At 42.7% G+C, this 25241-nt stretch carries 29 protein-coding genes; 13 read left to right on the forward strand and 16 right to left on the reverse strand.

Annotation, left to right across the window (positions count from 1 at the left end):
* Positions 1–107 precede the first annotated feature (107 nt).
* Positions 108–242, forward strand: coding sequence for a hypothetical protein (locus KE626_RS34905; protein ID WP_283093165.1), 135 nt, complete (start codon positions 108–110; stop codon positions 240–242).
* Positions 243–267: 25 nt separating this feature from the next.
* On the opposite strand, the gene KE626_RS19255 is transcribed toward KE626_RS34905, so the two are convergent.
* The 3 genes from KE626_RS19255 to KE626_RS19265 form a co-directional block, all read right to left on the reverse strand.
* Positions 268–774: a hypothetical protein gene (locus KE626_RS19255; protein WP_211974558.1), complete on the reverse strand. Its 507-nt coding sequence runs from the start codon at positions 772–774 to the stop codon at positions 268–270.
* Positions 767–1282 carry a Panacea domain-containing protein gene (locus tag KE626_RS19260; protein WP_211974559.1) on the reverse strand — a complete coding sequence of 172 codons (516 nt, stop codon included), beginning with the start codon at positions 1280–1282 and terminating at the stop codon, positions 767–769. The genes KE626_RS19255 and KE626_RS19260 overlap by 8 nt, the downstream gene beginning before the upstream one ends.
* A gap of 124 nt (positions 1283–1406) precedes the next feature.
* Entirely contained in the window at positions 1407–1631 is a 225-nt protein-coding gene (locus tag KE626_RS19265; protein WP_211974560.1) for a helix-turn-helix domain-containing protein, read from the reverse strand.
* A gap of 317 nt (positions 1632–1948) precedes the next feature.
* Between KE626_RS19265 and KE626_RS19270 the strand changes: the two genes are divergently transcribed.
* The 3 genes from KE626_RS19270 (at position 1949) to KE626_RS19280 (ending at position 3668) form a co-directional block, all read left to right on the forward strand.
* Positions 1949–2689, forward strand: a complete 741-nt coding sequence (locus KE626_RS19270; protein ID WP_211974561.1) for a hypothetical protein — start codon at positions 1949–1951, stop codon at positions 2687–2689.
* Positions 2690–2850: 161 nt separating this feature from the next.
* On the forward strand, positions 2851–3096 hold the full coding sequence (locus KE626_RS19275) for a sortase family protein (RefSeq protein WP_211974562.1): 246 nt from the start codon (positions 2851–2853) through the stop codon (positions 3094–3096).
* A 35-nt stretch (positions 3097–3131) separates the two neighbouring features.
* On the forward strand, positions 3132–3668 hold the full coding sequence (locus KE626_RS19280; protein WP_211974563.1) for a hypothetical protein: 537 nt from the start codon (positions 3132–3134) through the stop codon (positions 3666–3668).
* Here the strand turns inward: KE626_RS19280 and KE626_RS19285 are convergent.
* Positions 3657–3845 carry a hypothetical protein gene (locus tag KE626_RS19285; RefSeq protein ID WP_211974564.1) on the reverse strand — a complete coding sequence of 63 codons (189 nt, stop codon included), beginning with the start codon at positions 3843–3845 and terminating at the stop codon, positions 3657–3659. The genes KE626_RS19280 and KE626_RS19285 overlap by 12 nt on opposite strands.
* Positions 3846–4225: 380 nt before the next feature.
* Here KE626_RS19285 and KE626_RS19290 point away from each other — a divergent pair, with 380 nt between their 5' ends.
* Positions 4226–5065, forward strand: a complete 840-nt coding sequence (locus KE626_RS19290; protein ID WP_249207566.1) for an IS1 family transposase — start codon at positions 4226–4228, stop codon at positions 5063–5065.
* A 57-nt stretch (positions 5066–5122) separates the two neighbouring features.
* Positions 5123–5410 carry a hypothetical protein gene (locus KE626_RS19295; protein ID WP_211974565.1) on the forward strand — a complete coding sequence of 96 codons (288 nt, stop codon included), beginning with the start codon at positions 5123–5125 and terminating at the stop codon, positions 5408–5410.
* Position 5411: 1 nt separating this feature from the next.
* On the opposite strand, the gene KE626_RS19300 is transcribed toward KE626_RS19295, so the two are convergent.
* Together KE626_RS19300 and dprA are read right to left on the reverse strand one after the other, a co-directional pair.
* Entirely contained in the window at positions 5412–5633 is a 222-nt protein-coding gene (locus KE626_RS19300) for a hypothetical protein (RefSeq protein WP_211974566.1), read from the reverse strand.
* A 510-nt stretch (positions 5634–6143) separates the two neighbouring features.
* Positions 6144–7250 carry a DNA-processing protein DprA gene (gene dprA, locus KE626_RS19305; protein WP_211974567.1) on the reverse strand — a complete coding sequence of 369 codons (1107 nt, stop codon included), beginning with the start codon at positions 7248–7250 and terminating at the stop codon, positions 6144–6146.
* Between the two features lie 97 nt (positions 7251–7347).
* On the opposite strand from dprA, the gene KE626_RS19310 reads away from it, so the two are divergent.
* Positions 7348–8148 carry a 5'-nucleotidase, lipoprotein e(P4) family gene (locus tag KE626_RS19310; protein ID WP_249207568.1) on the forward strand — a complete coding sequence of 267 codons (801 nt, stop codon included), beginning with the start codon at positions 7348–7350 and terminating at the stop codon, positions 8146–8148.
* Positions 8149–8229: 81 nt separating this feature from the next.
* Here the strand turns inward: KE626_RS19310 and KE626_RS19315 are convergent, their stop codons facing one another.
* The 4 genes from KE626_RS19315 to pckA form a co-directional block, all read right to left on the reverse strand.
* On the reverse strand, positions 8230–10122 hold the full coding sequence (locus KE626_RS19315; protein WP_211974569.1) for an OmpA family protein: 1893 nt from the start codon (positions 10120–10122) through the stop codon (positions 8230–8232).
* A gap of 244 nt (positions 10123–10366) precedes the next feature.
* Positions 10367–10993, reverse strand: a complete 627-nt coding sequence (locus KE626_RS19320; protein ID WP_211974570.1) for a 7-carboxy-7-deazaguanine synthase QueE — start codon at positions 10991–10993, stop codon at positions 10367–10369.
* Positions 10994–11163: 170 nt separating this feature from the next.
* On the reverse strand, positions 11164–12051 hold the full coding sequence (gene folD, locus KE626_RS19325) for a bifunctional methylenetetrahydrofolate dehydrogenase/methenyltetrahydrofolate cyclohydrolase FolD (RefSeq protein ID WP_211974571.1): 888 nt from the start codon (positions 12049–12051) through the stop codon (positions 11164–11166).
* Positions 12052–12314: 263 nt separating this feature from the next.
* A complete protein-coding gene (gene pckA, locus KE626_RS19330) occupies positions 12315–13916 on the reverse strand; it encodes a phosphoenolpyruvate carboxykinase (ATP) (protein ID WP_211974572.1) in 1602 nt (533 codons plus the stop codon).
* 325 nt (positions 13917–14241) lie between these two features.
* On the opposite strand from pckA, the gene KE626_RS19335 reads away from it, so the two are divergent.
* From KE626_RS19335 to KE626_RS19360, 6 genes are all read left to right on the forward strand, one after another.
* The gene (locus KE626_RS19335; RefSeq protein ID WP_211974573.1) at positions 14242–15534 is read left to right on the forward strand and encodes an aminopeptidase P N-terminal domain-containing protein; all 1293 of its coding nucleotides are present in this window, start codon (positions 14242–14244) and stop codon (positions 15532–15534) included.
* A gap of 147 nt (positions 15535–15681) precedes the next feature.
* Entirely contained in the window at positions 15682–16446 is a 765-nt protein-coding gene (pssA, locus tag KE626_RS19340; RefSeq protein WP_211974574.1) for a CDP-diacylglycerol--serine O-phosphatidyltransferase, read from the forward strand.
* Positions 16447–16560: 114 nt separating this feature from the next.
* Positions 16561–16806 carry a phosphoribosylformylglycinamidine synthase subunit PurS gene (purS, locus tag KE626_RS19345; RefSeq protein WP_211974575.1) on the forward strand — a complete coding sequence of 82 codons (246 nt, stop codon included), beginning with the start codon at positions 16561–16563 and terminating at the stop codon, positions 16804–16806.
* Positions 16807–16921: 115 nt separating this feature from the next.
* Entirely contained in the window at positions 16922–17590 is a 669-nt protein-coding gene (gene rsmI, locus KE626_RS19350) for a 16S rRNA (cytidine(1402)-2'-O)-methyltransferase (protein WP_211974576.1), read from the forward strand.
* A gap of 81 nt (positions 17591–17671) precedes the next feature.
* Positions 17672–18739, forward strand: a complete 1068-nt coding sequence (locus KE626_RS19355; RefSeq protein ID WP_211974577.1) for a winged helix DNA-binding domain-containing protein — start codon at positions 17672–17674, stop codon at positions 18737–18739.
* An 83-nt stretch (positions 18740–18822) separates the two neighbouring features.
* Positions 18823–20712, forward strand: a complete 1890-nt coding sequence (locus KE626_RS19360; protein WP_211974578.1) for a M1 family metallopeptidase — start codon at positions 18823–18825, stop codon at positions 20710–20712.
* A gap of 75 nt (positions 20713–20787) precedes the next feature.
* Here the strand turns inward: KE626_RS19360 and KE626_RS19365 are convergent, their stop codons facing one another.
* The 6 genes from KE626_RS19365 to KE626_RS19390 form a co-directional block, all read right to left on the reverse strand.
* Complete coding sequence (locus tag KE626_RS19365; protein ID WP_211974579.1) at positions 20788–21354, reverse strand: DinB family protein; 567 nt, start codon at positions 21352–21354, stop codon at positions 20788–20790.
* Between the two features lie 195 nt (positions 21355–21549).
* Positions 21550–21759 (reverse strand): hypothetical protein, encoded by a 210-nt coding sequence (locus KE626_RS19370; RefSeq protein WP_211974580.1) that lies wholly within the window; start codon positions 21757–21759, stop codon positions 21550–21552.
* A 12-nt stretch (positions 21760–21771) separates the two neighbouring features.
* Positions 21772–22215: a hypothetical protein gene (locus KE626_RS19375; RefSeq protein ID WP_211974581.1), complete on the reverse strand. Its 444-nt coding sequence runs from the start codon at positions 22213–22215 to the stop codon at positions 21772–21774.
* Positions 22216–22232: 17 nt separating this feature from the next.
* The gene (locus tag KE626_RS19380) at positions 22233–22820 is read right to left on the reverse strand and encodes an RNA polymerase sigma factor (RefSeq protein WP_249207570.1); all 588 of its coding nucleotides are present in this window, start codon (positions 22818–22820) and stop codon (positions 22233–22235) included.
* Between the two features lie 259 nt (positions 22821–23079).
* Entirely contained in the window at positions 23080–23709 is a 630-nt protein-coding gene (gene rsmG / locus KE626_RS19385) for a 16S rRNA (guanine(527)-N(7))-methyltransferase RsmG (RefSeq protein ID WP_211974582.1), read from the reverse strand.
* A 271-nt stretch (positions 23710–23980) separates the two neighbouring features.
* A complete protein-coding gene (locus KE626_RS19390) occupies positions 23981–25120 on the reverse strand; it encodes a glycosyltransferase (protein ID WP_211974583.1) in 1140 nt (379 codons plus the stop codon).
* Positions 25121–25241 lie beyond the last annotated feature (121 nt).

Genomic DNA, 25241 nt, shown 5'->3' on the forward strand with positions numbered 1-25241 from the left:
ACACCTTTTTAGCGATTAGAAAAAATATTAGCTTTTCGGGTAGTGTCTCAGTTTCAAATCAAGTCCAGCAGAGGCTTTGATTTGAGCAAAATTTCTTAAATTTGGGAGTGAGAAAGAAAACAGTATCAAAAATGGATATAAACCAGATAGCCAAAATGATTGTAGATAAAGCTACAGATCAAGAAAAAGCTATTGAAAAACCCGTTCCTGTAAAAAAGCCTTCAAAAAAGAAGGTTAATTAATTAAAATTACCAGTAATTACATTTGCTAAACCTTCTTTATTGGGTAGATCTGATGATATGGATCATAAAGTATAATATAAAAAACAGCTAACGGTCCAACAAAAAAGTGGATTCGTGGAGCCTTATTACTTCCATCATTAGGAGTATACAAATGAAATTGACCAACATCAGGTGTTTCCTCTGGCCTTAATCTGCTTTTATTAAAAATTTCCTTTAAAAGTTCTCTCATCCTAGAATTAGGTGGGCTAATATGAAAATGCTCTGAATGCTTGTGATAATTAATCAAATCATTCAAAGGAATTTTAGATATTTTTTTAACTTGGGAAAAATAGATTTTGTAATCCTCATGGAGAAAATCAAGATGATGAAAACTAAATTCTTCAATTTTAAAATTCAAATAGTCATAGGCAAAGAATGGCGTTTGATCAGTTGAAATTTTTATTAATTGAGGATCAAATTGGCCGACCTTAAATTTAAGAGATAGTTCTTCTTCATTAATATCTTCAATAATTGAACGAAAAAAATCATCCATTTTTTTCTACTCTTGATTTATAATAGGAATACATTGTATCTAAAGAGATTTCCTTATTGCTTCGCTCCAATAAGCCAACACCACTTCTTGCTTCATTCCACGGTAATTCGGCATGAGTTAAATATACAAGCCTTTCCGGCTCCATAAAACCATATTTGGTAAGTATTGCATTCACGAAGGACGTTTGTTTCTCATCTAAGTGTAAAGTATCTAACATTTCATTGGCAACATCAAGAAATTTCGCACCTTCAGGAAGTTCCGGAATCAGGGCATTGTTCTTGAACCAACTCTTTGAATATTTAGTATAAATGGTGCGATAAACTGGACCATTGACCCATGCTTCTGGCACTTCGTTGAAAAGTGGATGTTTATCAAAAAAGACTAAATGCCATGCTTGAGTATAGTACAATACCTTTTGAAGTTTTAAAGGGGTTATTTCAACTCCTTTTGCATTCAAAAAGTAAATAACAAAATTTGAATAATCTGTTATGTTAACTTCATTTGGCATTATATTATATGTTAATTAGATTTATAAATTTGAATTATTGCTAATAAAATTAGTATTTTTTTTTATTTCTACCAACTTTAAATAGGGGTATTTAATGAAAGTCATTGGTAAGTTCATTTTAATACTAAGATTTAATAAAATCGCCAACTTGTGTTTCTAGTCCTTTAGCTATCTTGATAAGGGTAGAGAAGGTGAAATTGAGTTTTCCAGCTTCAAGAGCGTGTATTTTAGCATGATCTACATCACATATAGCTGCTAATTGGCGTAGGCTTAACCCCTTAGATTCTCTAAGAGATTTTACACGTTTTCCTATTTCAATAAATACTTTTTTGTCGTCCTCTGGCACCATAGGCAGAAAATTGTGATAATTTTCCGTCTCAATTGTTGTCTTTTAAGACAACAGTCGTATTATTGTAGAAATAAAAACCTCAATATCTATGGCGCAAACACACAAATTCTCCGTAATGGTAGTGATTAAGGACAAACACGGTGCTTCTCGTACTATTACGCCAATCATTGAAGCCTCAACCGACACAGAAGCCCGAAGGATTGCAGAAGCCCAATACCCCGATGCTAGTGTTAGAACTGTTTCAAAGGTTAATTAAATAGGGGCCGGGAGTTACATCCCGGCTATTTTTTTCTCATTTTTAGTTCAACCCTTTATTTATGAATGATAATCTGTTCTCTGAATTGGAATCAGCACATTTGGAATTTTTGGATAAACATTATACTGCTGCTGAAAGTAAATATATTTCTATACTTCAAGAATATCCAAATTCTTCTACAGCTTGGTGTGGTTTAGGTTTAGTAAAATATAGGCTTTTATTATTTAATTCAGATTTGACTATTGATCAAATTTTTGATTGTTTTAAAAGAGCTAAAGAAGGTAATCGTGAAACACCTATTGATGTAGATGATTTTGTTTTGAGGAAAAGTTTAGAAATGATCCATATTCTTCATGCCTATTATTTCTCCGACAACGAAAAAATAGATTCTAATGAACAATATATTTTAGTATTGATTGAGCAGATAAAAACTCATGTCCTTTTATTTATTCAAAGCCATTCCGAATTGAATAACTTTAAGGATAGTGTCGCTAATTATGAAACAGAAATTAAGAATGGCATTACCCAAAAACAATCAAAAATAACCAACTCAAATTCTAATATCCGAAAACAATTACTAAGGCAAGCACGTTATGACAAACTAATAAGAAAAGCTAAAAATTGGAAGCAGTTTAGTTATTTCTGTTTTCTTCTTTGCTTGGTTCCAGTGATAGCGTTAATATCTGGTGAATATTTAGCCTCTCTTTCTGTAATATTTTGGATAGCTATAGGTGTATATTCGTGGAATAGGTACAAAAAGCTTTCTGACGAAGCTGATGAATTGCAATATAATAAGGCTTAACGATAAAGGAGCATGAGAGCTTTGTACGTCATGCTCCTTTTTTAGGCTTAATTAATGATGTGAATATTCAAGCCGTTATTAATTTAACGGCTTTTTTTTTGAAAAAAATTTATTAAATTACTTAATACAATATTATTTTAATCCACTAAAAAACCAGTAAAATGGCAAAGGTAGCAATAATGGAGTTTGATGAAGATAAGCGGCATTTTCGATTTCTTCAATCACTTGAACTATCATCAATTCCTACAAAAGGAGATAAGGTGGTTCTTGATATTGATGGAATAGGCTATGTTTTCGAAGTTTATGATGTTCACTATGCTGATCGTGAACGTACAGATGTTAATGTTATAAGACGTTCAACTATTACTAATTGGAATGCTTCTGGATTCCCTGACATTTCTTTGTAACACCCCAAAAAACAAAACATTCCTAAATTGATTTTATGACCCCTGAACAGCTAAAGGAAAAACTGGAATCTAAGTTTAAATTCACAGTACAACCGCCATTTGGACCTTATGATTTTCGTTTTATAGATAGTGTGATTTATAATGAGAATGATATTGTTGCTGATTATATTATTGAATCAGATACACTTCCAAAACATTTCAAAATAATTTTATCAAATTATAGGAAATTTGACAAACAATTACCTACCCCTTATGACAATTTTGAAAATGTAACAATTGAAATTGATGATGACCCCGACTTTCCTATTTATGTTAATTACTCTACTAGACCTGATAAACAAGTTCTCATAATCAGTACTCATGAACCTAAATATAAGGTTGGACAAAAGGTTAAATCAACCTTTGTGAAAAACGAGAATATTATGATTGTAAAGAAAGTACGTAGAGATATGCAATTTTCAATTCAGAAAAATAGGCATGTGTTTCTAAGGTATTCCTATGACTGCGAACTTCCCAATGGTGATGTTACAGACTATTCTGAAGATAAACTCACTCTGGCTTCAGATTCCTGATAGTAGTTCCTCTAATCTAATTTCTGTTCTTAAAAATTCATAAAGAAAGGCAATATTAGGTACCGATAAGTTGAGTTTGTATGTAATACCATCTTCTTTTGTGTGCCAATACCCTTTTTCTAATAGTCTTATAGCAACATCAATTAAGTGCTTTTGCATTTCAACTTTTGCATCCATCGAATTAAATTTTACTGATTAAAACATTTTCACCATTAATTACCAAAGAGGAATGGAAAGAATCTCCATATCTTTTTGCCAGAATTATTAACCTTTGTAGTGTGAATCTAGCTTCCCCATTTGGAGTATTGATAACAAGTATATCTTTCTCGTCATTTAATGCAAGAGGATTGTATAATCTACCCTGAATGTATATACTAGAATTATCTTCCATTGTTATTAACTTTATATTCTTTAAATAGGGATAAATGAATTGAAATTTTTATCCCTTTCAGAAAATAGCCAAAGAAACAATTCAAAGAGCCGTTTTTATTGAAGAAATATGATAATTAGTTTGCTTATGAATCGGTAATTTTACATGTATCAAACGACCTCAATGATTGAATAAATTACCCCTCCAAAAACGTTGTCATATCCTTCAATTACTTGTTGAAGGAAATAGCCTTAGAGCATGTTCCAGAATAGCAGATGTTTCAATTAATACCGTAACAAAATTGCTTGTAGATGTTGGTAAAGCTTGTTACAAATTCCATAGCGAAACTGTAGTCAATCTCAAATGCAAACGTGTTCAATGCGATGAAATTTGGTCTTTCGTATATGCCAAAGAAAGAAACAAAACTCACGTCAATGGCTATTCTGGCGATGTGTGGACTTTTACCGCAATTGATCCCGATACCAAACTTATAATATCTTTTCTTGTAGGGCTGAGAAATCAAACATCAACAAACCTATTTATGAATGATTTATGGAGCCGTCTTAAATCCATTACACAACTTACTACGGATGGTTTTAAGCCCTATATAGAAGCTGTTGCAGATTCTTTTGGGGGTAAGGTTCATTTTGCTCAATTAGTGAAGCAATACAGCACGGAATCACTAAATAAAGATGGTAAACCAGATAAAAGAGAACGGTATATCGGTGCAGAAAAAAGGGTAATTTCTGGAAAACCAGATTTAGCGAAAGTGACTACTAGCCATGTTGAAAGGCAGAATTTAACTATGAGAACAGGAATCAAGAGGTTTACTAGAAAAACTAACGGATTCTCAAAAAAGGTGGAAAATCACTGTTTTGCTGTAGCCCTTCACTTTGTATATTATAACTTTGCTAGAATCCATTCAACTTTAAGGGTTACGCCTGCAATGGAAGCTAAACTATCAAAAAAGCCATGGAAAATTCAGGATATTGCTAATCTCCCTACCCAATATTCTATCCTGAATTAACAATCTTTAGTCATTAAATCACTAAATTCATTTATTATTAACCTCAACACTTATACTATGGATGCTATTATTACTTATGATGTTGAATACAATCCCCTTAACCCTAAAAATGATGAAGTAAAGAATGGTATGAAGACTTTGGGCTATGATGATCATTTTGTATATCAAGATACGGTCTATTATTTACCTAATACTACTCTTTGGAAACCTGATACGGAACCCTTAAAAGCCCAAAATGATCTGTTCGATGTTGCAAAAAAGTGTTATGCAAAAATCGAAAGAATGTTTGCAAATGAGTTAAGTAGTAATTGGGAAGCAGTAGTAGGAAAACCTTATGAAAAATAGCTCATAAGTAATATTCCTGCGGATGATCTTCTTCAATCCTTAATCGAAGTCCTGTTAAACCTATACAACGGTTGATTTCATCACGTATGCGTATATTATATCCACCACTACTTTCTGCTTCATATTTTGCATTAAGAGTTTTCGCCTTTTCAAGAAAATCTGAATATAATTCATTCCATAATTTTAAAATCTCAGACTGTAATTCCTTTTCTTTGTTTTCCATTTAACTTTTCTCTTTAAATATTTCGGCATTTCATATTTATTTTCTGATTATATGATTGACGCCTAAAAATAACTTAAAAGGGAAAGCAACATAGCCAAGATTAAAGCTAAAATACCTGCTACGCAGGGGGCCGTGAAATGATTGGAATAGATCAGAACGGTTATGTATTTTAATAGAATCTGTTAGGCTATGTTGTTTTCCCTTTCTTAATTGATTCAAAAGAATACTACTTTTATTAAATAATTCCTAAATATCAAAATAGTGGCCTATTCAAACTGAGACACTACCGCTTTTCGCTGCTAGCTTAAGTGTACATTTTGTTAATATAACATTAACAACCAGCAGAAAATGTAATATCAATCGCTGAAAAACCAGGCAGGCAAAGCACAGAGCGAACCCAATGTCAGCAAAACGTCTAACAAAACCCTGACAATTAACCCACCCCAAAATCGACCCAACAAAACAGTCCCTCCCTCCGCTTGCTAAAAGCTAAAAGCTAACAGCTAACCGCTAAACCAATTCATATAACTGCCCCGGCAAACTCCTCAGCACACTCTGCATTTCCAGGTTAAACACGGCCGTAGCCACCTGGCTGCCGGACAGCCGTGTTTGCAGGTACAATTCTTCCAGGTGCCGCCGCGATTTTTCCCGGAAAAGCGCCATAATCAGTTCTTCTTCAGCAGTCAATACCGGGAACAACCCGGTTTGCGCCACCGGCGCCGCTTCCGCGCCGTTTTTTTCCTGCCAGCCCATCAGCTCCAGCAAGTCGCCCGCTCCTGTGAGCAGTACAGCCTTGTTTTGCCTGATCAGGGCGTTGCAGCCGGCCGACTGGGGATCGTGTAACCGCCCCGGAATACACATCACATCCCGGTTGTAGCCATTTGCAAGGTCAGCTGTAATAAGAGAGCCACCCCGGTCACCACTTTCAATTACAATGGTGGCATCGCAGATGCCCGCCACAATCCGGTTGCGCTTGGGAAAGTTTTGCCTGTCAGGCTGGGTTTGACTGGTAAAATCCGTCAGGAGACCGCCCTGTTCCAGCATATCTGCTGCGATCTGCTTGTGTGCCGGCGGGTAAATTCGGTCGAGGCCATGTGCCAGTACGCCAATGGTGGGCGTTTGTGCTTTTAAGGCGGTTTTATGGGCGATAATGTCGATGCCGTAAGCAAGACCACTCACAATCGTAATATTGGCCGCGGCAAGTTCCTTTACCAGCGTTTCGCATACCGACCGTCCGTAGGCGGTAGGGTGCCGCGTGCCCACGATGTTCACTATCCTGGCAGGATTAAGGGTAGTATTGCCTTTATAGTAGAGCATAGCTGGGCTGTCGTAGCAATGAAGCAGCCGTTGCGGATACGCAGGATCTGTACAGAATAACGGCTGAATCCTGTATTTTTCCATGAAAGCTATTTCTTCGGAAATCGGGCCGAAATCACGAAAGCTGCAAAGCGCGGCTGCTCTCACTGTACCCACTGTTTCTATTTTCTCCAGCGCATGTTTTTTGGCGCTGAATATATCTCCTGCACTGCCGAAATGTTCCAGCAGTTTTTTTACGATAACATCACCGATCAGGGGGATCCGGGTTAATGCAATCTGATACATTAATTCCTGGGGCATAACAAACAATATTTCCGCATAATTTACAATTTTCCTGCGGCACTTTTTGTGGCCCGCATGAATTATTTTTGCAGCCATTAACGGATAATTTATGAAGATGAAAAGGATATTCACAGCAGCATTGATAATAGGTTTGTTTGCCTGTAAAACAACCCGCCCCGTGGCAGAAAAAAATACTGCTACCACGCTGATTCCCGGTGGTCCGGCCTGGGCCGCCTTGTGGCAACAGCAATCCGGCGAATATAAAGCACTGTGCCTGCAGGCCTATCAGCTGGCGGCATTACGACTCGATCAATACCTCGCCGCCAAAGGCAGTAAGCCACTGGCAGTGGTAACCGATATCGATGAAACGGTGTTGGATAACAGTCCTTACTCCGTACACCAGGCGTTGGCAGGCAAAGGGTATGATGACAAAAGCTGGATGGATTGGACCGCTAAAGTGGCGGCAGATACGGTTCCCGGGGCGCCGTCCTTTTTTAAATACGCAGCCGCCAGGGGGGTAAAAGTATTTTATATCACCAACAGGGATGAGCGTGAAAGAGCTGTTACCCTGCAAAATTTACAGCGTTATCAGTTTCCCGATGCAGATGATCAGCACCTGTTCCTGAAAACAACCACTTCCGGCAAAGAACCCCGCCGCCAGCAGGTATTGCAGCAATATGAGATCGTGATGCTTTTCGGTGATAACCTGGGCGATTTTGCTGCCATCTTCGATAAAAAGCCGGTCGGCGAAAGAAATGCCGCAGTGCTGCAATCTGCGGCCAGTTTCGGTAGCCGGTTCATCGTTTTGCCAAATCCGATGTATGGCGACTGGGAAGGAGCATTGTATAATTTTCAGTATAAGCTGTCGGATCAGCAGAAAGATTCAATCATGAAAAGCAGACTACGTAATTACTAAATAGAATCACCAAAAAAGGGAAGACCGCAAGTCTTCCCTTTTTTTATGTTGTTACTGTTACAATAATAGCTGCTTAAATAACTATAGACTTACTATGCGGAATACAGTACGTCTGTTGGCTGCTTTCCCTTCTTCTGTATCGTTGGAAGCTACCGGGTCATTTTCTCCGTATCCCTTTGCAGTAAGGCGATTGGCCGCAATACCTTTTTCTGTCAGATAGCTCACCACCGACTTCGCACGGTTTTGAGATAAGAGCTGATTATCCTTATCAGTACCCACATTATCCGTATACCCGGCGATCTCAATTTTTATAGCCGGATTATCCTGCAGCAGGTTTACCAGCTTATTGAGTTCTGTAACAGACTCCGGTTTCAGTGTATACTGTTTGCTGTCGAAGAATATATTATGCAATACGATGCTGGCATTGGCAGCAAGAGGTTGCAGTGGAATGTTTTTTTCAAACGGTACGCCCGGATTATGATCTTTCAGTGAAAAATTATCTGAATAAAAGAGATAACCTTTCCTGTTTACATGCAGTGCATAATCTTTTCCCACCGGCAAAGGAGCAAGGTAGTCACCGTTATCATTTGTTTTAACGGTAGCAATATTATACCCGCCCTGCAGGTCTATTACATCAATGCTGGTAGCCAACCGGGCATGCGTGGTGCTATCGTATACGTAGCCTTTCACATAGAGTGTTTGCAGCGGCCTTGCTTCCGGGTACAGTTCAAACCTGTAGATGTCAAGACTGCCACGGGTATCTGAACGATCAGAGGCAAAATAGGCGGTTTTACCGTCTGCTTCCACTACGAGGGAGGCATCTTCATCGATGGTGTTGATCGGGTAACCCAAGTTGGTGGCAGGCCCCCAGCTGCCGTCCGGTTGTCGCCTGGAATAAAAGATATCCAGTCCGCCATAGCCGGGATGGCCGTTAGAGGCAAAGTAAAGCGTTTGTCCGTCGGCGTGAATAAAAGGGGTTGTTTCCCTGCCGGAGGTGTTAATATTGGGGCCAAGCCGTTGCGGAATGCTCCATTGCCCGTTGGGCAAACGATTGGTTACAAATATATCTGCACCATTATCTGGTGTTTCACGTGCAAAATAAAGTGTTTGTTTATCGGTGCTGAGGCAGGGTTGTGATTCCCAGTCACGTGTGTTGACAGGTGATCCGAAATTTTTTGGTGGTGTCCAGCCCTGTGGTGTTTTTTCCGAGTAATACAGATCGCAGCTGCCTTTGCCTTCTGGAAATTCGCAGCCTGTGAATACCAGCATGGTACCATCTTGTGAAATGTTTTGTGCGCCTTCATTGAAAGAGGAGTTTACGGGTTCACCCATGTTTTGTGCCGCTGACCATTTATTGTCATCGCCGCGGTACGTAATATAAAAGTCTTCATTGCGACCGTTTACCCGTCTGGTAAAAATCAATGTTTTGCTGTCAATGGTGAGGGACGGAAAGTATTCAGGATCTTTACTGTTGATAGGATCGCCCAGGTTTTCCGGGTGAAAGGGTACGGATTGGCGTTTGTTATTTACTGCAAATTCATAATTGGCTTTCAACTTTTCAGCGGCAGTGCTTTTTGATTTTATGGCAAGGTATTCATTGATTAACTGTAACGCGCCTACGAAGTTACCAGTGCCGGCCATTGCCCTGGAATAAGGAACCATTACAGGCCGGAGACCACTACTATCGAGTTGCTTTAATTTTTCGAAAGCAGTAATGGCAGCAGCGTAGTTTTTCAGTTCCACATAGCACAATCCTAATTGTCCGTACGCATCTGTAAAGTTGGGGGCAGCTTTGATGGCTTCCTGGAGAAACCCAATAGCGTTTTGCGTTTGGTACACTCTTACGGCATCTATAGCACGGTCGAAACTGGCTTTGGCCTTTTTAGGAGCGGTTTCATAGGTAACTGTCTGGGCCTGCATATGCAGCCAGCAGCCTGACAGGCAAACCAGTATTAACAGAACGGTTTTTTTCATAGAATGTATTCGTTCTCTAATTAACGAATTTCCTGCCAGAAATAGTGCAGCGGATTTTTTCTTGCCCAGGATTAAACTGATTTTGAGGATTTGCAAGATTTTTTTTCTTGTGATAAATTGATTTTAAAAGATTTGGGAAGATGAAAGCGGTTCGCTTCTATCTTCCCAAATCTTTTAAAATCAAAATAGAAAAATCCTGCAAATCCTCAAAATCAGTTTAATCCTGGGCAAGAAAAAATCCGCATCAGGGAACGTTGATGTATTTATGGATCTGCAGCGACATTGTCCACTGCGGGTGATCCTTGATATAATCTGTGATGAGCGGTGTCATTTCAGCGCTGCGTTCCCATTCGGGTTGCAGGTATAGTTTACAGTGTTTGCCGGCAAGTGCTGCATACTTTTCTGCCCAGGCAAAATCAGTTTTGTTGAAGATGACCACTTTGAGTTCATGCGCTGCTTTACAGATTTCCGGTAATGGCGCTTTGAATTTTTTGGGAGATAAAGTAATCCAGTCCCATTTTCCGCTAAGCGGGGAGGAGCCGGATGTTTCTATATGGGTTTGAAAGCCTTGCTTATGCAGTGATTTTGTCAATGCGTCCAGGTTATGGAGCAGTGGCTCTCCTCCCGTAACTACCGCAATGCGGCCCGGATGAGCAGCCGCTTCGGTGACGATTTCATTCACAGCTACCTGTGGGTGCCTGTCGGCATCCCAGCTATCTTTTACATCACACCATACGCAGCCAACATCGCAGCCGCCAAGTCTGATGAAATACGCAGCCCTGCCCTGATGGAAGCCCTCACCCTGTATAGTGTAAAAGCGTTCCATCAGCGGAAGCGTAATAGTATTAATATTTGTAGTTATTACAGACATGATATATTTACAAAGATCCGCTTTTTGAACGGAAAGCTAAAGGCTGAAAGCAAAAAGCAATATGTTTCTTCCATACTCACTCCTTCAAAAAAGCAAAAAACAAAAAAACGCTTATAACAACTTTCTCCCTTCGCTTGCTAAAAGCTGGTAGCTAACCGCTAACAACTGGTTCAGTTCATACTTCCTTTCAGGCCAATGGTGGCGTGATAGGTGTTTTTAAGCAACGCCGCTATCGTCATCGGACCCACACCTCCCGGAACCGGGCTGATGTAGCTGCATTTCGGTGCTACTTCATCAAATTTCACATCTCCTTTCAGGCGGAAACCGCTTTTCTTGCTGGCATCTTCCACACGGTTAATGCCTACATCCACGATGACAGCACCTTCTTTTACCATATCCGCAGTCACAAAATCGGGTTTGCCGATAGCTGCGATAATGATGTCGGCCTCACGGCAGATCTCTGACAGGTTATGGGTATGCGAATGGGTGAGCGTAACAGTGCAATTGCCCGGGTTAGTGTTCCGGCTCAGTAAAATACTCATAGGAGTACCCACAATATGGCTGCGGCCAATGACCACGGCGTGTTTGCCTTTGGTAGGAATATTATAATGTTCCAGCAACAGCATAATGCCATAAGGCGTGGCCGGAATAAAAGCGGGTAAGCCGCTTACCATTTTACCCACATTCATCGGATGAAAACCATCTACATCTTTACTGGGATCAATAGTGTTGATGACCAGTTCTTCGTTGATATGTTTTGGTAAAGGTAACTGAACAAGAATGCCATCTACATCCGGATTTTCATTCAGCAGGGTGATCTGGTCCAGCAGATGTTTTTCGGAGATCTGTGCATCAAAGCGAAGCAGGGTAGAATTATACCCGCATTCAGCACATGATTTTACTTTGGATGCTACGTAGGTTTCACTTGCCGGATTGTTACCTACCAATATGGCTGCCAGGTGAGGGACTTTTTTACCGGCGGCCTTTAATTCAGCCACCTGAGCGGCCAATTGGGCTTTGATAGCCTCAGAAACTAGTTTACCGTCTAAAATTTGCATGTGCAAAGGTAAGGAAAACCCGGATTTTCATGGGGTAATTTCCTGACAGTGCCTGTTTCCCCATTTCAGGGACATCATAAAAAATTATATAATCATAGTTTCATAGTCCCCGCAAAACAAGTTCCGGTAAAGGAACTTGCTTTGCTCAGGCATTGCGCCTGCCAGGAACGTACGTATTGATCAGTGGAAATTATAAGGCAAAACTCAAATATAAAACTTCCTGCTAATGTGTATGGCGGAAGCATCAGATCACAGTACTTTTATCAGATTTTTGGTGCGGCATCCAGTATTTCTTTATCCGCAGCACCGGCATATTTTTCAAAATTGCGGATAAATTGTCCGGCAAGATCATTTAACTGCGCATCATAGGCAGCTTTGTTTTCCCAGGTATTCCGCGGATCCAGGATATGATCCGGTATACCAGGACAATTATCCGGGATTTGAAATCCAAATACAGGATGCGCATGGAAAGCAGCCTTATCCAGCTGACCATTCAGGGCAGCAGATATCATGGTGCGTGTATAACTCAGCTTAATACGATTACCGGTACCATAGGCGCCGCCTGTCCAGCCGGTGTTGATCAGCCACACGTTCACGTTGTATTTACGCATTCTTTCTCCCAGCATTTGTGCATATTGTGCCGGATGCAGCGGAAGGAAAGGTGCGCCAAAACATGCGCTGAAAGTGGATTTAGGTTCAGTAATGCCCGCTTCGGTGCCGGCTACTTTCGCGGTGTACCCGGAAATAAACTGGTACATCGCCTGTCCGGGGCTAAGCCTGGAAATAGGGGGCAATACACCGTAAGCATCGCAGGTCAGGAAAAATATATTTTTTGGAATACCTCCTACAGAAGGTTCCTGCGCATTATCAATGTGGTACAGCGGGTAGGATACGCGGGTATTTTCTGTAATAGAGCAATCTGCATAATTCACCGTATGGGTACCGGGAAAGAATTTAATATTTTCCAGCAGTGCACCTTCGCGTACGGCATGAAATATCTGCGGTTCTTTTTCTTCGGAAAGATCAATACATTTTGCATAACAACCACCCTCAAAATTGAATACGCCGGTGGAAGTCCATCCATGCTCATCATCTCCAATCAGTTTACGGGCAGGATCTGCGCTCAGCGTGGTTTTACCGGTACCGCTCAGTCCAAAGAAAACAGCAGTATCGCCTTTTTCACCGATGTTGGAAGAACAGTGCATGCTCAGCACATTTTTATCGTGCGGTAAAACGAAGTTCAGAATGGTGAAGATGCCTTTTTTGATTTCACCGGTATAGGCGCTGCCACCGATGATGATCATTTTTTTGGTGAAGTTTACCACCGAGAAATTTTGCTGCCGGGTGCCATCAGTAGCCGGATCTGCCAGGCAGCCAGGCGCCTGAATTACCGTCCAGTCGGTGTGCATGTATTCCAGCTCTTCTTCGGTAGGACGCAGAAACATGTTATACGCAAACAAACTGGCCCACGGCAGTTCGCTGATCACCTTAATGTTGACCCGGTAGTCCTGGTCAGCACATGCATAGCAATCACGTACCCATACATCTTTACCACTGAAATAACGGGTGATCCTGCTGTATAAACGATCAAAATTTTCTGCAGAAATGGGGAGGTTAAAATCGTTCCAGTTAACAGTGTCCGTTGTGATGTTGTCTTTTACAATGAATTTGTCTTTGGGGGAGCGACCTGTATATTCGCCTGTGTTGACGGCCAATGCCCCTGTGTCCGCATATTCCCCTTGTTTACGGGCGATGGTTTGTTCCGCCAGCTTCTCCGGTGAAAGTTGGTAGTAGACGTTAGATACGTTCTCTATGCCAAGTTCCCGTAAGTCAGCAACAGGATTCCTTACGCTACTCATTTGCATAAAAGCAAGATTGTTTTGGTGTAAAAGCAAAACTAGCGATTTTTTGATATTGTCAAATTTTATAGGTGTTATACCATTGAAATTTAGAAATTGGTCACCGCTTTTAGGGTGATTATTGCGATATCTTCAATATGAGCGGATTTCCTTGCAGTATTATCAAACTAAAATCAGGATAATATAATATTGATTATTTGCAAGGAAATATTAGTATGATTTTGTCATTTAACACTGCAGATATTAACCAATTTGTGAATTCAACGCGATCCGGGTATTTCTACCTCCGAAATTTTACATAGGTTTGAAGCCTTATTTGAAATTTAGAGATATGAAGAATCTGCCCTTAGATCCGCAGCTGTTTATAAACAACCGCCAGCGTTTTGTGGCTAAAATGAAGCCACAGTCTATAGCTATTATCAACTCCAATGATGAACTGCCCACCAATGGCGACGCCTTGCACAAGTTCAAACAGAATTCAGATCTGTATTGGCTCACAGGTATTGACCAGGAGGATACGATGGTGGTACTGTTTCCAGATAACCCGGATCCCAAGTACCGTGAGGTACTGGTGCTGGTGCGCCCTAACGAGTTAAAGGAAAAATGGGATGGTCACAGGTTGCGTAAAGATGAAGCATTTGCTGTTTCCGGTATGTCAACCGTAGTATGGCTGGATAGCCTTGATGCCGTATTACAGCAATGGATAAACGATGCGGCCAACATCTACCTGAATACCAACGAAAATAACCGCAAGGCCAACCTGGTGCCGGTAAGGGATTACCGCTATGCACAGGAAATGAAGGAGCGTTATCCGCTGCACAACTACCTGCGTGCGGCAGTTATCTTCAAGGAATTGCGCGCAGTGAAAACAGCGGAAGAAGTCAAAGTGATACAGGAAGCAATTGATATCACAGAAAAAACTTTCCGTCGCTTACTCACATTCATTAAGCCTGCTGTATGGGAACACGAAATTCATGCGGAAATTATGCATGAATTCCTGCGCAACCGCTCTGCTGGAGAGGCTTATGGCTCTATCATCGCTTCCGGCGATCGTGCCCGTACCCTGCATTATGTATCCAATAACCAGGAATGTAAAGATGGAGAGCTGATCCTCATGGACTTTGGTGCGGAATACGGCGGTTATAATGCAGATCTTACCCGTACCGTACCGGTAAATGGTAAGTTTTCTGCGCGTCAGCGCCAGGTATATGATGCCTGTCTGCATTTGCATAATTATGCGAAAACCATCCTCCGTCCGGGTATCACTATCGCCAAATACCATGAAATGGTAGGTTTGGAAGCAACAAAAGAGTTTATAAAACTTGGTTTGCTGACAGAAGAAGAAGTAAAAAACCAGGATCCGGAAACACCGGCCTATCGCAGATACCTGTATCATGGTATTTCCCATCATCTTGGTGTGGATGTGCATGACCTGGGCCCTTCTTTCCATCAGCCTATTCCGGAGGGTGCGGTGATGACCGTTGAACCGGGTATTTATATTGAAGAAGAAAAAATGGGGGTACGCATTGAAAACAATATCTGGATCACTGCCGCCGGTAATATAGACCTGATGAAGAATATTCCGATCACCGCCGATGAAATCGAAGCATTGATGGGACATTGATTTAACTATGATTAATATGATTACGATGATTATCCTGATGAGCGAAGATGAAATATAGAAGATTATCATATAGTTGATATAACATAATTATCAATATTCTATCTTCGCTCATCAGGATAATCATCGTAATCATATTAATCACAGTACATGAAGCAATTACCCAATATTCTTACCCTATGTAACCTCTTTTGTGGTGCACTGGCCATTATCTGCATACTGCATGCTCCTGAATACCGTGCAGAAATTAACGGCACCGACTATACGATTATTACACCGGAACCGGTTTACTGGGCTTCCGCATTGGTAGTGCTGGCAGGTATCTTTGATTTTTTTGATGGTATGGTAGCCCGTCTGCTGGGTGTTTCCGGGCCAATGGGTAAGGAACTGGACTCCCTCGCTGATGTGGTAACTTTTGGCGTAGTACCCGGTATGATGCTGTACAGACTCCTTCGCAGCGCTTATTTTCAGCAACCGGATGTATTTGACGTTTCTATCATAAACCTTGCGCCGGCCTTGCTGGTACCTTGTTTTGCCGCTTACCGCCTGGCTAAATTCAATATTGATACCCGGCAGTCGGAAAATTTCATCGGTGTGCCTACCCCTGCGGTAGCCCTGCTGGTGGCATCTTTCCCATTAATCCTGCTATTCAACCCTTTTAACCTGGCACATTGGTTCCAGAATATCTGGGTACTCTATATCACCATTGCGGTGCTCTGTTACCTCATGATAGCAGAAATTCCCATGATCAGCCTGAAATTTAAAACCAAACGGCTGGCCGACAACTGGACGCGCTTCCTGTTGATCGGATTAACCATACTAAGCATACCTTTCCTGAAATTTGCAGCCGTTCCGTTTATATTTATTTGTTACGTAATATTATCAGTGGCAGTACCGCCTAAAATTGCAAATTAAGAATTACGAATTACGGACCTGTAGGGAGTTTAAGCCTGGCTTCCCATAAATCCGCAATTCGTAATTCTTAATTCGTAATTTTTGATGTAGGTTTGCGGCAAAATTTCTAGCACAATGACTTTTACTGCACATATCAATGTGATGCCACTGAAAGAATTATTAGATCCGCAAGGAAAAGCGGTAATGGGTGGTCTCAAGAACCTTGGCCTGGGCCAGGTACAAGATGTACGTATTGGTAAACACATTACTCTGCAAATTGAAGCCGCCAGCCAGGAAGAAGCAAGGCAGATCGCTGAAACCGCTTGCCAGAAACTGTTGGCAAACCAGGTAATGGAATCTTTTGAAGTACAAATACAATAATTAATTACGAATTACGAGGTAGGAATTACGGATTGGTCGGAGATGGTAAAACGATATTATCTTCCATCATCTCCCGCTGGTCCGTAATTCGTAATTCGTAATTCGTAATTAAATTATGAAATTATATCTCGTTCCATCTCCTATCGGCAACCTGGCCGATATCACCTATAGGGCTGTAAAAGTACTCGAAGAAGCAGACCTGATCCTGGCGGAAGATACCCGTACTTCCAGCGTGCTCCTGAAGCACTACCAGATCAGCAAGCCAGTTACCGCCTATCATCAGCACAATGAGCATAAGATTGTACAACACCTGCTGCAACAGCTGCAGGGTGGTAAAACCATGGCACTGCTCACCGATGCCGGAACTCCCGGTGTGTCTGATCCCGGATTTTTACTGGTAAGAGAATGCAGCCGGGCCGGCGTACCGGTAGAATGCCTGCCCGGCGCCACCGCCTTTGTGCCAGCGCTGGTAAACAGCGGTATCCCCATGAACCGCTTTGCCTTTGAAGGTTTCCTTCCACTGAAAAAAGGCCGCCATACACTTTTTACACAACTGGCCACGGAAGAACGGACCATCGTTTTTTATGAGTCGCCCATGAGACTGGTACGCACCCTGTCCGACCTGATCCAGTACTTTGGCCCGGCCCGCCCCTGCTGCGTAAGCCGCGAACTCACTAAAATGTTCGAGGAAAATAAACGGGGCACCCTGCAGGAAGTGCACGATTACTACGCCGAAAAAGGTGTTAAAGGAGAAATTGTGGTAGTAGTGCAGGGCGTAGCCTAAGCGCTGCCTGGCCGAAAGCACGCGACCTACAGGTGAAAGTCCACCGCTAACCCGATCTATAAAAGCTAACTGCTAAAAGCTATGCTCCCTGATCTTGCCACCCAGCGCTTACTCCATCAGCAACTGATCAAAACCTCTTTTAAAAAACCTGCTGAAATAGTGGCCTTCTTTGGCGCCATGCAGGCGCAGGAACATGCCAACAGCAAATGGGGCATTGGCGTACGGCTGCCCGGCATCAAAGACGCCGACATAGAAAAAGCCATCAGCAATAAATCCCTTATCCGTACCACCGTATTCCGGGGAACGCTGCATCTCGTAGCCGCAGCAGATATCCGATGGATGCTCCAACTCGTTGCACCCACGGTGAAGACCCGCATGAACAGCATGAAAAAGAAAATGGGTATGGACGATGCATTGCTCGCCAAAACCAATCAGCTCATCATCAAAGCGCTGAAAGGAGGTAATCACCTTACCCGCAAGGCACTCACCACCCACCTGGAGGAAAAAGGAATTGCCACAGATGATCATCGCATGAACCATATCATTTATCATGCTGCGGTAGACGGTATCATTTGTAATGGCCCTCTCAGCGGCAAACTGTTTACCTATACCCTGCTGGATGAATGGTTACCATCGTCGGCAACACTCAGCAGGGAAACCGCCCTAACTACGCTGGCCCAACGTTATTTTACCAGTCATGGCCCCGCTACCATACACGATTTTGCCCAGTGGTCAGGGTTGTCTATCACGGAGGCCAAAACAGGACTCACGGGCGCACAGCCACATTTACAGGCACTGGAAATCAATGATAGTACTTACTGGATGGCGCCGGGAAAGAAAAAAGCCGTGCCGGATACCCATCTGCTATTACCTGCCTTTGATGAATACTTTATTGGCTACAAAGATCGCAGCATGCTGATAGACATGGCATTTGCCAAAAAGGTAATGACGGTCAACGGTATCTTCAATCCTATAATGGTACGCAACGGGCAGGTGATCGGTACCTGGAAACGGACGTTTAAGAAAGACAGCGTTACCATTGTCACCGAATCATTTAAACCCCTCAAGAAGGCTGATCTTAAAGCCTTTGAGCCGGCGGCGCAACAATATGCCGATTTCACCGGTCTTACGCTCGCTGCGTTCAGCTGATCAAAGAAGGGAAATAACGGTTGCCAAAACATCAAAATATCCAAATGATGTTTATTTTAGCTGTTTAAACAAAAAGAAACGGAATGAAGTACCGGGTTACAACAGGATGCTGTCTGGCCATTGCTATGCTGGCAGGCAGCTGGTTACAGCTAAGCGCACAATCAGATCGCTGGCAGCAGAGAGTGAAATATACGATGGATGTGAAGGTAGATGCGCCAGCCAACCAGTTCAAAGGTCAGCAACATCTTGAATACTACAACAACTCCCCCGATACATTAAAGAAAGTCTTTTATCACCTTTACTGGAATGCGTTTCAGCCAAACAGCATGATGGATGTCCGCAGCCGGGAACTGGGCAAAGTAGTGATTGGGAAGGACCGGAAAGGCAACGAACGCCGTGACTGGGATAACCGCGTACGCGATCGTATTTCCCAGCTGAAGCCGGATGAAATTGGCTATCAGAAAATTATTTCCCTGAAACGGGACGGGCAGCCGCAGACTTTCAAAGTAGTGGAAACCATCCTGGAAGTGCCGTTGGATAAACCTATCCTGCCTCATTCCAAAGCAGTATTTGATATGGAATTTGCGTCGCAGGTGCCGGTACAGATACGCCGCAGTGGCCGCAATAACGCCGAAGGAGTGGATTTTTCCATGTCGCAGTGGTATCCTAAAATGTGCGAATACGATTACGAAGGATGGCATGCCACCCCCTATATTGCCCGTGAGTTTTACGGTGTTTGGGGCGACTATGATGTAAAAATCACCATCGATAAAAAGTACGTGATCGGCGGTACTGGGTACCTGCAGAATCCCAACCAGGTTGGGCATGGTTATGAAGCACCTGGCGCTAAGGTGAACAAGCCTGCAGGTGAAATGCTTACCTGGCATTTTATTGCTCCCAATGTGCACGACTTTATGTGGGCGGCAGATCCGGACTACAAGCACATTACACAGAAAGTTGATGGCTTTACCGCACACTTCTTCTATATCGATAATGAATACACGCACAATACCTGGCCTCAGCTGGCTAAAATGATCCCTGCTGCCTATGCCTATATCAAAGCACACTATGGCGCTTATCCGTATGAGCAATATTCCTTTATACAGGGGGGCGACGGCGGTATGGAATACCCTATGGGCACGCTGATTATGGGTAATGGGAAAATGGATGGTTTATACGGTGTAGCTATGCACGAATGGATGCACAGCTGGTACCAGGGAATGCTGGCTACCAATGAAAGCCTGTATCCATGGATGGATGAAGGTTTTACCACCTTCGCCGAAGGAAATGTGATCCATAATACCATCGATTCGCTGAAAGGACGCAATGCGCTGGAGGATTCCTATGCCGGCTATTTTGCCCTGGCCAGAAGTCCTTTCGAAGAGCCAGCCACTACGCATGCTGATCACTATAACACCAACTACGGGTATAGTCTTACTGCTTATTCAAAAGGCGCTGTATTCCTGGAGCAGCTGGGCTATGTGATTGGAGCTGCCAACCGCGATGCTGGCCTGTTACGCTATTACAACGAATGGCGTTTCAAGCACCCGAATGTGAACGATTTTATCCGCGTAATGGAAAAAGAAAGCGGTATTGAGCTGGACTGGTATAAACAGTACTTTATCAATTCAACCAAGCATATTGACTATGGTATCGACAGTGTGTGTGAGCGTGGTAATAAAACGGTGGTGCGCCTGCGCAGGGTAGGTTATATGCCTATGCCCGTTGATTTTATGGTGACGGATAAAAACGGGAATAAAGTGTTGCATTATATCCCGCTGTCCATCATGTATGGTGAAAAGCCGAACGAATATCCCGGTGTAAAACGTATAGTCAACAGCGTTTGGTATTGGACTAACCCGGTATACGAGGTAGAGCTGGATATTCCGTTATCGGATGTTAAAGAGCTGGAAATAGATCCCAGCCAGCGAATGGCAGATGTGGACAGAAGTAACAACAAAGCTGTTTCCTGATAAGATTTTAAAGGCTGACCAAGTGGTCAGCCTTTTTTATGGCATAGCTATGTCGGATTAATGCTTTAATACCAGTTAGAAGATCAGTTGTTGTAATTGATTTTGCCAGGTATAGCCCTGCAATTCCTGGTCCTTTAATTTTGCCAGGTGATGTTCGTTATGATGTGCAATGTAATACAACATTTCCCTGACGGTAATTTTCCCCAACAGCGGATGTGGCAAACGATATTTATCCAGGTCCTTTTCTGACCAGCCAAGCAGTTTTACGGTTAATTTATTTTTCTGAAGAAGGAAATTCTGTAGTAGTGCCGGCCGCTGCGAAGGATAGATCACACCGGGCATATAGGCCCTGGTAGTTTTAAAGCCGCCATTCAATACCCGCTGATAGTCTGTTACCAGTTGATCAAAGGAGCGCGAAGGTCTTTGACTGATGCCAAAATAGCGCAGGGTTACTTTTGGAAATCCCAGTGCACTGCTGATGGGTCTGATGGATTTGGTAAGATGATCGAGTTGCTGACCAGCGGACCACTTACCGTACGGGGATGCGGTAAAACGTATATCCGGTAACGTGTTGACAAAATCCACAAAGTTGTCAAAGCTTTTGTTAAGGAGAGACTTGATCTCGTGCTGGTTCAGGTACATAGGAAATGAAATTTAGAGGGTTCAAAAACACATTACCTGGCGTTTTATTCAATATACCCGGGCCACTGCATTCTCTTTGAAGTTACGTTAGATTTGCGAGGCGGCCAATAGCATTTTGCATATAAAAGAATTACATGTATAATAATTTGACCTGTTAGCCCGGGAATATTGATGTACTGTTAATAAAAACTTAAATTATTCCAGTACCTGGCATTCAAACCCTTGTTTTTGTACAAATTCTATAATAATATTCTCTTCCACCTGGAGGTCTGCGATACGGAGCACTTTATCGCAATCGTCCAGGTCTACATGACAGGACCCAACGGAGAAGCTGGACGCTATAGCCTGGATCATTTGCTGGCGTTCTTCCAGGCTGCCTATATTGGTTTTGAATATACCTATCATCGCACGGAATTTTTAGTGTGATTCTTTTTCTTCATTTTTAGGATCGTCCTGGTCAGTGTCTTTCGCAGAAGGATTATCCCAGTATCTTTCCCAGGCTTCACGTCTGTCTCTGCCAAATCCGGGTCTGCAGCGGTTACGCAGTTGTTCTCTCATCCTGGCCTGCTCTTCCGGCGTCATATGGGCCATTTTTTCACGTAGTTTGGCTTTCCATTCCCGGCCGCGGGCCCATTTATCGTCCCAGCTTTTGTGGTGGTTATGCCAACCAAAAAGTAATTTTCCCAGTAACAGGAGGCCTATGGCCTGCCAGAAAGTAATGATGGGGCCATGGAATAATTCAGGGATCAGGCAATTCCATAACGTCATGGTGGCAAATCCTATGGCAGTGATAAATACCACTCCCAAAACAAGGAACTTGGCTACATGCCAACCTTTTCTTCTGCCATATTCGTTTCTCATATCTTTAATAATTTAACTTAGTCGTTTAATAATTCGTTGTACAGTTCTGCCAGGCGTTCCCGCAGAAAGAGTACTGCATAGCGTTTACGCGACAGCAGGGTATTTACGCCCACGCCCGTTTCTTCGCTCATTTCTTTAAAGGATTTTCCTTCCAGTTCATGCTGCAGAAATACCTGCCGCTGGTCTGCCGGCAACTCGTCTATGGCCTGCATAATAGCTTCAGACATGATTTTTTGCATCATGGGCGTATCGGCCTCCTGGTTTTTATCGGAAAGTAATTCAGGAAGAAATAGCACTTCTTCGCCTTCTATCTCGCGCGTGTAGTCAGAAAAAGGAGTTTCTTTCTTTTTACGGAACCAGTCGGTAATTTTATTACGGGTCACAGCAAATAACCAGCCCGTGATAGAATCCACCTGGCTTCCCAGTCTAAGGTATTCGGTAAACTGATAGAAAACATCCTGTAAAATGTCCTCAGCATCGGACGCATTATTTACCCGTTGCCGGATAAAATGAAGCAGCCGCTTGCGTTCCTGCTTCACAGTTGCCTGTATGCGTTCGTTTTGCTCTATGGCCATGATGTTATTTGTAAGGACCAGTTGTTTCATCTTAATAAGGATGACGAAACAAGGCTGCGGATATTTTACGATTACGGAAAAAAACTTCCAACACCGGGTACACTTACAGCTACAGCAAAAATACAATACTTATTTCCCTCTTTAACAGGATGCTGTTATTGACGGGTGGCAGGGATCGACAGGAGGCAGGATCCTCCTCTTAAATCTTTATTGCGGGCGCCCGGATATCCCCTATTACGGATACCTGATAAGCTTGGCCCTTAAACGGGGGCGGATCCCATGTTTGCGGCTAGCTTTTGGCCAGTACCACGAACTTCTCCTGGAAACTTTCCTCCGGGAAAATATCGTATACTTTCAGCAGCCTTGGTTTCAGCCCACTATCGGATATTTCCTGCGCCAGGTCGCCGCCTTTCAGGCAAATCAGGCCCTTTTCGAATTGCTTGCCCGGAACAGTCGATTTTTTCAATACCGGCTTGCTCCAGCGCCAGAGGTCCCCCAGGGGAGCTACCGCCCGGGATACCACAATATCAAACTTCCGGTTCTTTATATCTTCCACACGGCTGTGGGCTGCGGTTACATTTTTTAGCTGCAACGCTTCTGCCACGCCCTGCACTACCTTAATTTTTTTGCCAATAGAGTCTACAAGGTGAAACTGTACTTCAGGAAAGAAAATGGCCAGGGGGATACCGGGAAAGCCACCGCCGGTGCCGAGGTCCAGGATTTGCGTACCTGGCTGAAAATCCGCAATGGCGGCTATGCTGAGAGAATGTAATACGTGTTTTTCATACAAGGCATCAATATCTTTACGGGATATCACGTTGATCTTTTCATTCCACTCCTCGTACAGTCCCTTCAATGCCTCGAACTGCGACAACTGCTCCGGTGTGAAGTCGCTGAAATACTTTAAAATAATTTCCATGCCGCAAAAATACCCAGGATTAAACGGATTACCGCGAATTTTTTCTTGCCCAGGATTAGACTGATTTTGAAGATTTATAGGATTTTATTTCTGATGATCTAATTGATTTTAAAAGATTTTGGCAGATATCAGCGAATTTTTTTCCGCTCATATCTGCCAAAATCTTTTAAAATCAAAAAAATAAAATCCTATAAATCTTCAAAATCAGTCTAATCCTGGGCAAGAAAAAATCCGCTGCATTTTGCTAAAAGCTAAAGGCTAAAAGCTGCTGTCACCATCTATTCGTCTTCGACTTAAACAGTAGTGCAGGCGTGAATATAATATAGTACAACACCATAAATATATCCATCAGCCAGCTGAATTTAAACAGGTCGCTTTCATCGAGCCTGCGCATGGCTGAATAGGTGATGACAGATTGTACCAATACTTTAAGCCCAAAAATGCCCAGCACATACCAGAGGATCGGCGGCGGGAAAAACAGTGCGAAAATGAAGGCAGGATAGAAAAGGAAATGTGTCAGCGAAAACAGTCCCAGTACAAACTTATGCCCGAAACGGTAATGTTTGCCGGTCGACATATGCCTGGTTTTCTGTCTGAACCAGCTATTCCAGCTCAGTTTGGGCTCGGAGTAGGTAAATGCCTGTTTGTCAATTACCACACCTACATTTTTCCGGGTGGCGGCAACGTTGATAAACAGGTCATCATCGCCACTGGCAATGTGCTGATGGCTGGTAAAGCCTTTATGTTTAAAGAAAAGCTCTCTTTTATAGGCCAGGTTACGGCCTACGCCCATATAAGGCATACCGCTCATGGCAAACGACAGGTGCTGCAGGGCGCTGAAAAAGGTTTCATACCGGATGATCTTATTCAGGAAACCGGGCTTTTTATGATAGGCGCCGTAGCCAAGCACAATTTCTTTTTGATCAGTAAAGCCCTGGCTCATAAAGGATAACCAATAGGTGCTGCCGGGTTTGCAATCAGCATCGGTGAGCAATACCGTTTCATATTGGGCGCCTTTTAAACCGATCGACAAAGGATATTTTTTACCGGGAATAAATTTCGCAGCCTGTTTAATTTCAATATGACGGTAATGTGGATAACCCGGTTCTATGGAGCGGAGGTAGTATTTCGTATCGTCTTCAGAGTTATCGTTCACCACAATTACCTCGTATTCGGGCTTCATGTGGTCATGATAGCGCTGCTGCAATACACCCGGCAGATTCTTCTGCAGGTTTAATTCTTCATCCTTGGCACAGATGATGACTGAAAAAGGCCCGTCCGGTGTATGGTCCAGGTCAAATTTACGTCTATAAAAAGCTACCCTGGAGAAGATAAAAAGAAAATAAATGATCTGTATCCCCGCGATGGCAGCAAAAAAGTATAAGGCAATTTCACCTAGATGGTCCAGCATAATGCCCGCAAAAATATAATATTTTTATTATCTGTAAAAGAATAATTATTGTTTAGGCAGAAAGGAGAAAGCAGAAAGCAAAAAGCTATTGTAGCGGATGATCTTAGCGAATTAGCCACCC

Origin of the sequence: Chitinophaga hostae (assembly GCF_018224885.1) — a bacterium.
GTDB classification, from domain to species: domain Bacteria; phylum Bacteroidota; class Bacteroidia; order Chitinophagales; family Chitinophagaceae; genus Chitinophaga; species Chitinophaga hostae.

Bases quoted from the DNA above. Each gene is read 5' to 3' on its own strand.
- KE626_RS19365 (WP_211974579.1), bottom strand. From the start codon at position 21,354: ATGTACCTGAACCAGCACGAGATCAAGTCTCTCCTTAACAAAAGCTTT.
- dprA (WP_211974567.1), bottom strand. From the start codon at position 7,250: ATGCCCCAGGAATTAATGTATCAGATTGCATTAACCCGGATCCCCCTG.
- KE626_RS19335 (WP_211974573.1), top strand. From the start codon at position 14,242: ATGAAGAATCTGCCCTTAGATCCGCAGCTGTTTATAAACAACCGCCAG.
- KE626_RS19380 (WP_249207570.1), bottom strand. From the start codon at position 22,820: ATGAAACAACTGGTCCTTACAAATAACATCATGGCCATAGAGCAAAAC.
- rsmG (WP_211974582.1), bottom strand. From the start codon at position 23,709: ATGGAAATTATTTTAAAGTATTTCAGCGACTTCACACCGGAGCAGTTG.
- KE626_RS19315 (WP_211974569.1), bottom strand. From the start codon at position 10,122: ATGAAAAAAACCGTTCTGTTAATACTGGTTTGCCTGTCAGGCTGCTGG.
- KE626_RS19370 (WP_211974580.1), bottom strand. From the start codon at position 21,759: ATGATAGGTATATTCAAAACCAATATAGGCAGCCTGGAAGAACGCCAG.
- KE626_RS19275 (WP_211974562.1), top strand. From the start codon at position 2,851: ATGGCAAAGGTAGCAATAATGGAGTTTGATGAAGATAAGCGGCATTTT.
- KE626_RS19270 (WP_211974561.1), top strand. From the start codon at position 1,949: ATGAATGATAATCTGTTCTCTGAATTGGAATCAGCACATTTGGAATTT.
- KE626_RS19390 (WP_211974583.1), bottom strand. From the start codon at position 25,120: ATGCTGGACCATCTAGGTGAAATTGCCTTATACTTTTTTGCTGCCATC.
- KE626_RS19285 (WP_211974564.1), bottom strand. From the start codon at position 3,845: ATGGATGCAAAAGTTGAAATGCAAAAGCACTTAATTGATGTTGCTATA.
- KE626_RS19260 (WP_211974559.1), bottom strand. From the start codon at position 1,282: ATGCCAAATGAAGTTAACATAACAGATTATTCAAATTTTGTTATTTAC.
- KE626_RS19320 (WP_211974570.1), bottom strand. From the start codon at position 10,993: ATGTCTGTAATAACTACAAATATTAATACTATTACGCTTCCGCTGATG.
- rsmI (WP_211974576.1), top strand. From the start codon at position 16,922: ATGAAATTATATCTCGTTCCATCTCCTATCGGCAACCTGGCCGATATC.
- purS (WP_211974575.1), top strand. From the start codon at position 16,561: ATGACTTTTACTGCACATATCAATGTGATGCCACTGAAAGAATTATTA.
- folD (WP_211974571.1), bottom strand. From the start codon at position 12,051: ATGCAAATTTTAGACGGTAAACTAGTTTCTGAGGCTATCAAAGCCCAA.
- KE626_RS19360 (WP_211974578.1), top strand. From the start codon at position 18,823: ATGAAGTACCGGGTTACAACAGGATGCTGTCTGGCCATTGCTATGCTG.
- KE626_RS19300 (WP_211974566.1), bottom strand. From the start codon at position 5,633: ATGGAAAACAAAGAAAAGGAATTACAGTCTGAGATTTTAAAATTATGG.
- pssA (WP_211974574.1), top strand. From the start codon at position 15,682: ATGAAGCAATTACCCAATATTCTTACCCTATGTAACCTCTTTTGTGGT.
- pckA (WP_211974572.1), bottom strand. From the start codon at position 13,916: ATGCAAATGAGTAGCGTAAGGAATCCTGTTGCTGACTTACGGGAACTT.
- KE626_RS19310 (WP_249207568.1), top strand. From the start codon at position 7,348: ATGAAAAGGATATTCACAGCAGCATTGATAATAGGTTTGTTTGCCTGT.
- KE626_RS19265 (WP_211974560.1), bottom strand. From the start codon at position 1,631: ATGGTGCCAGAGGACGACAAAAAAGTATTTATTGAAATAGGAAAACGT.
- KE626_RS19295 (WP_211974565.1), top strand. From the start codon at position 5,123: ATGGATGCTATTATTACTTATGATGTTGAATACAATCCCCTTAACCCT.
- KE626_RS19280 (WP_211974563.1), top strand. From the start codon at position 3,132: ATGACCCCTGAACAGCTAAAGGAAAAACTGGAATCTAAGTTTAAATTC.
- KE626_RS19355 (WP_211974577.1), top strand. From the start codon at position 17,672: ATGCTCCCTGATCTTGCCACCCAGCGCTTACTCCATCAGCAACTGATC.
- KE626_RS19375 (WP_211974581.1), bottom strand. From the start codon at position 22,215: ATGAGAAACGAATATGGCAGAAGAAAAGGTTGGCATGTAGCCAAGTTC.
- KE626_RS19255 (WP_211974558.1), bottom strand. From the start codon at position 774: ATGGATGATTTTTTTCGTTCAATTATTGAAGATATTAATGAAGAAGAA.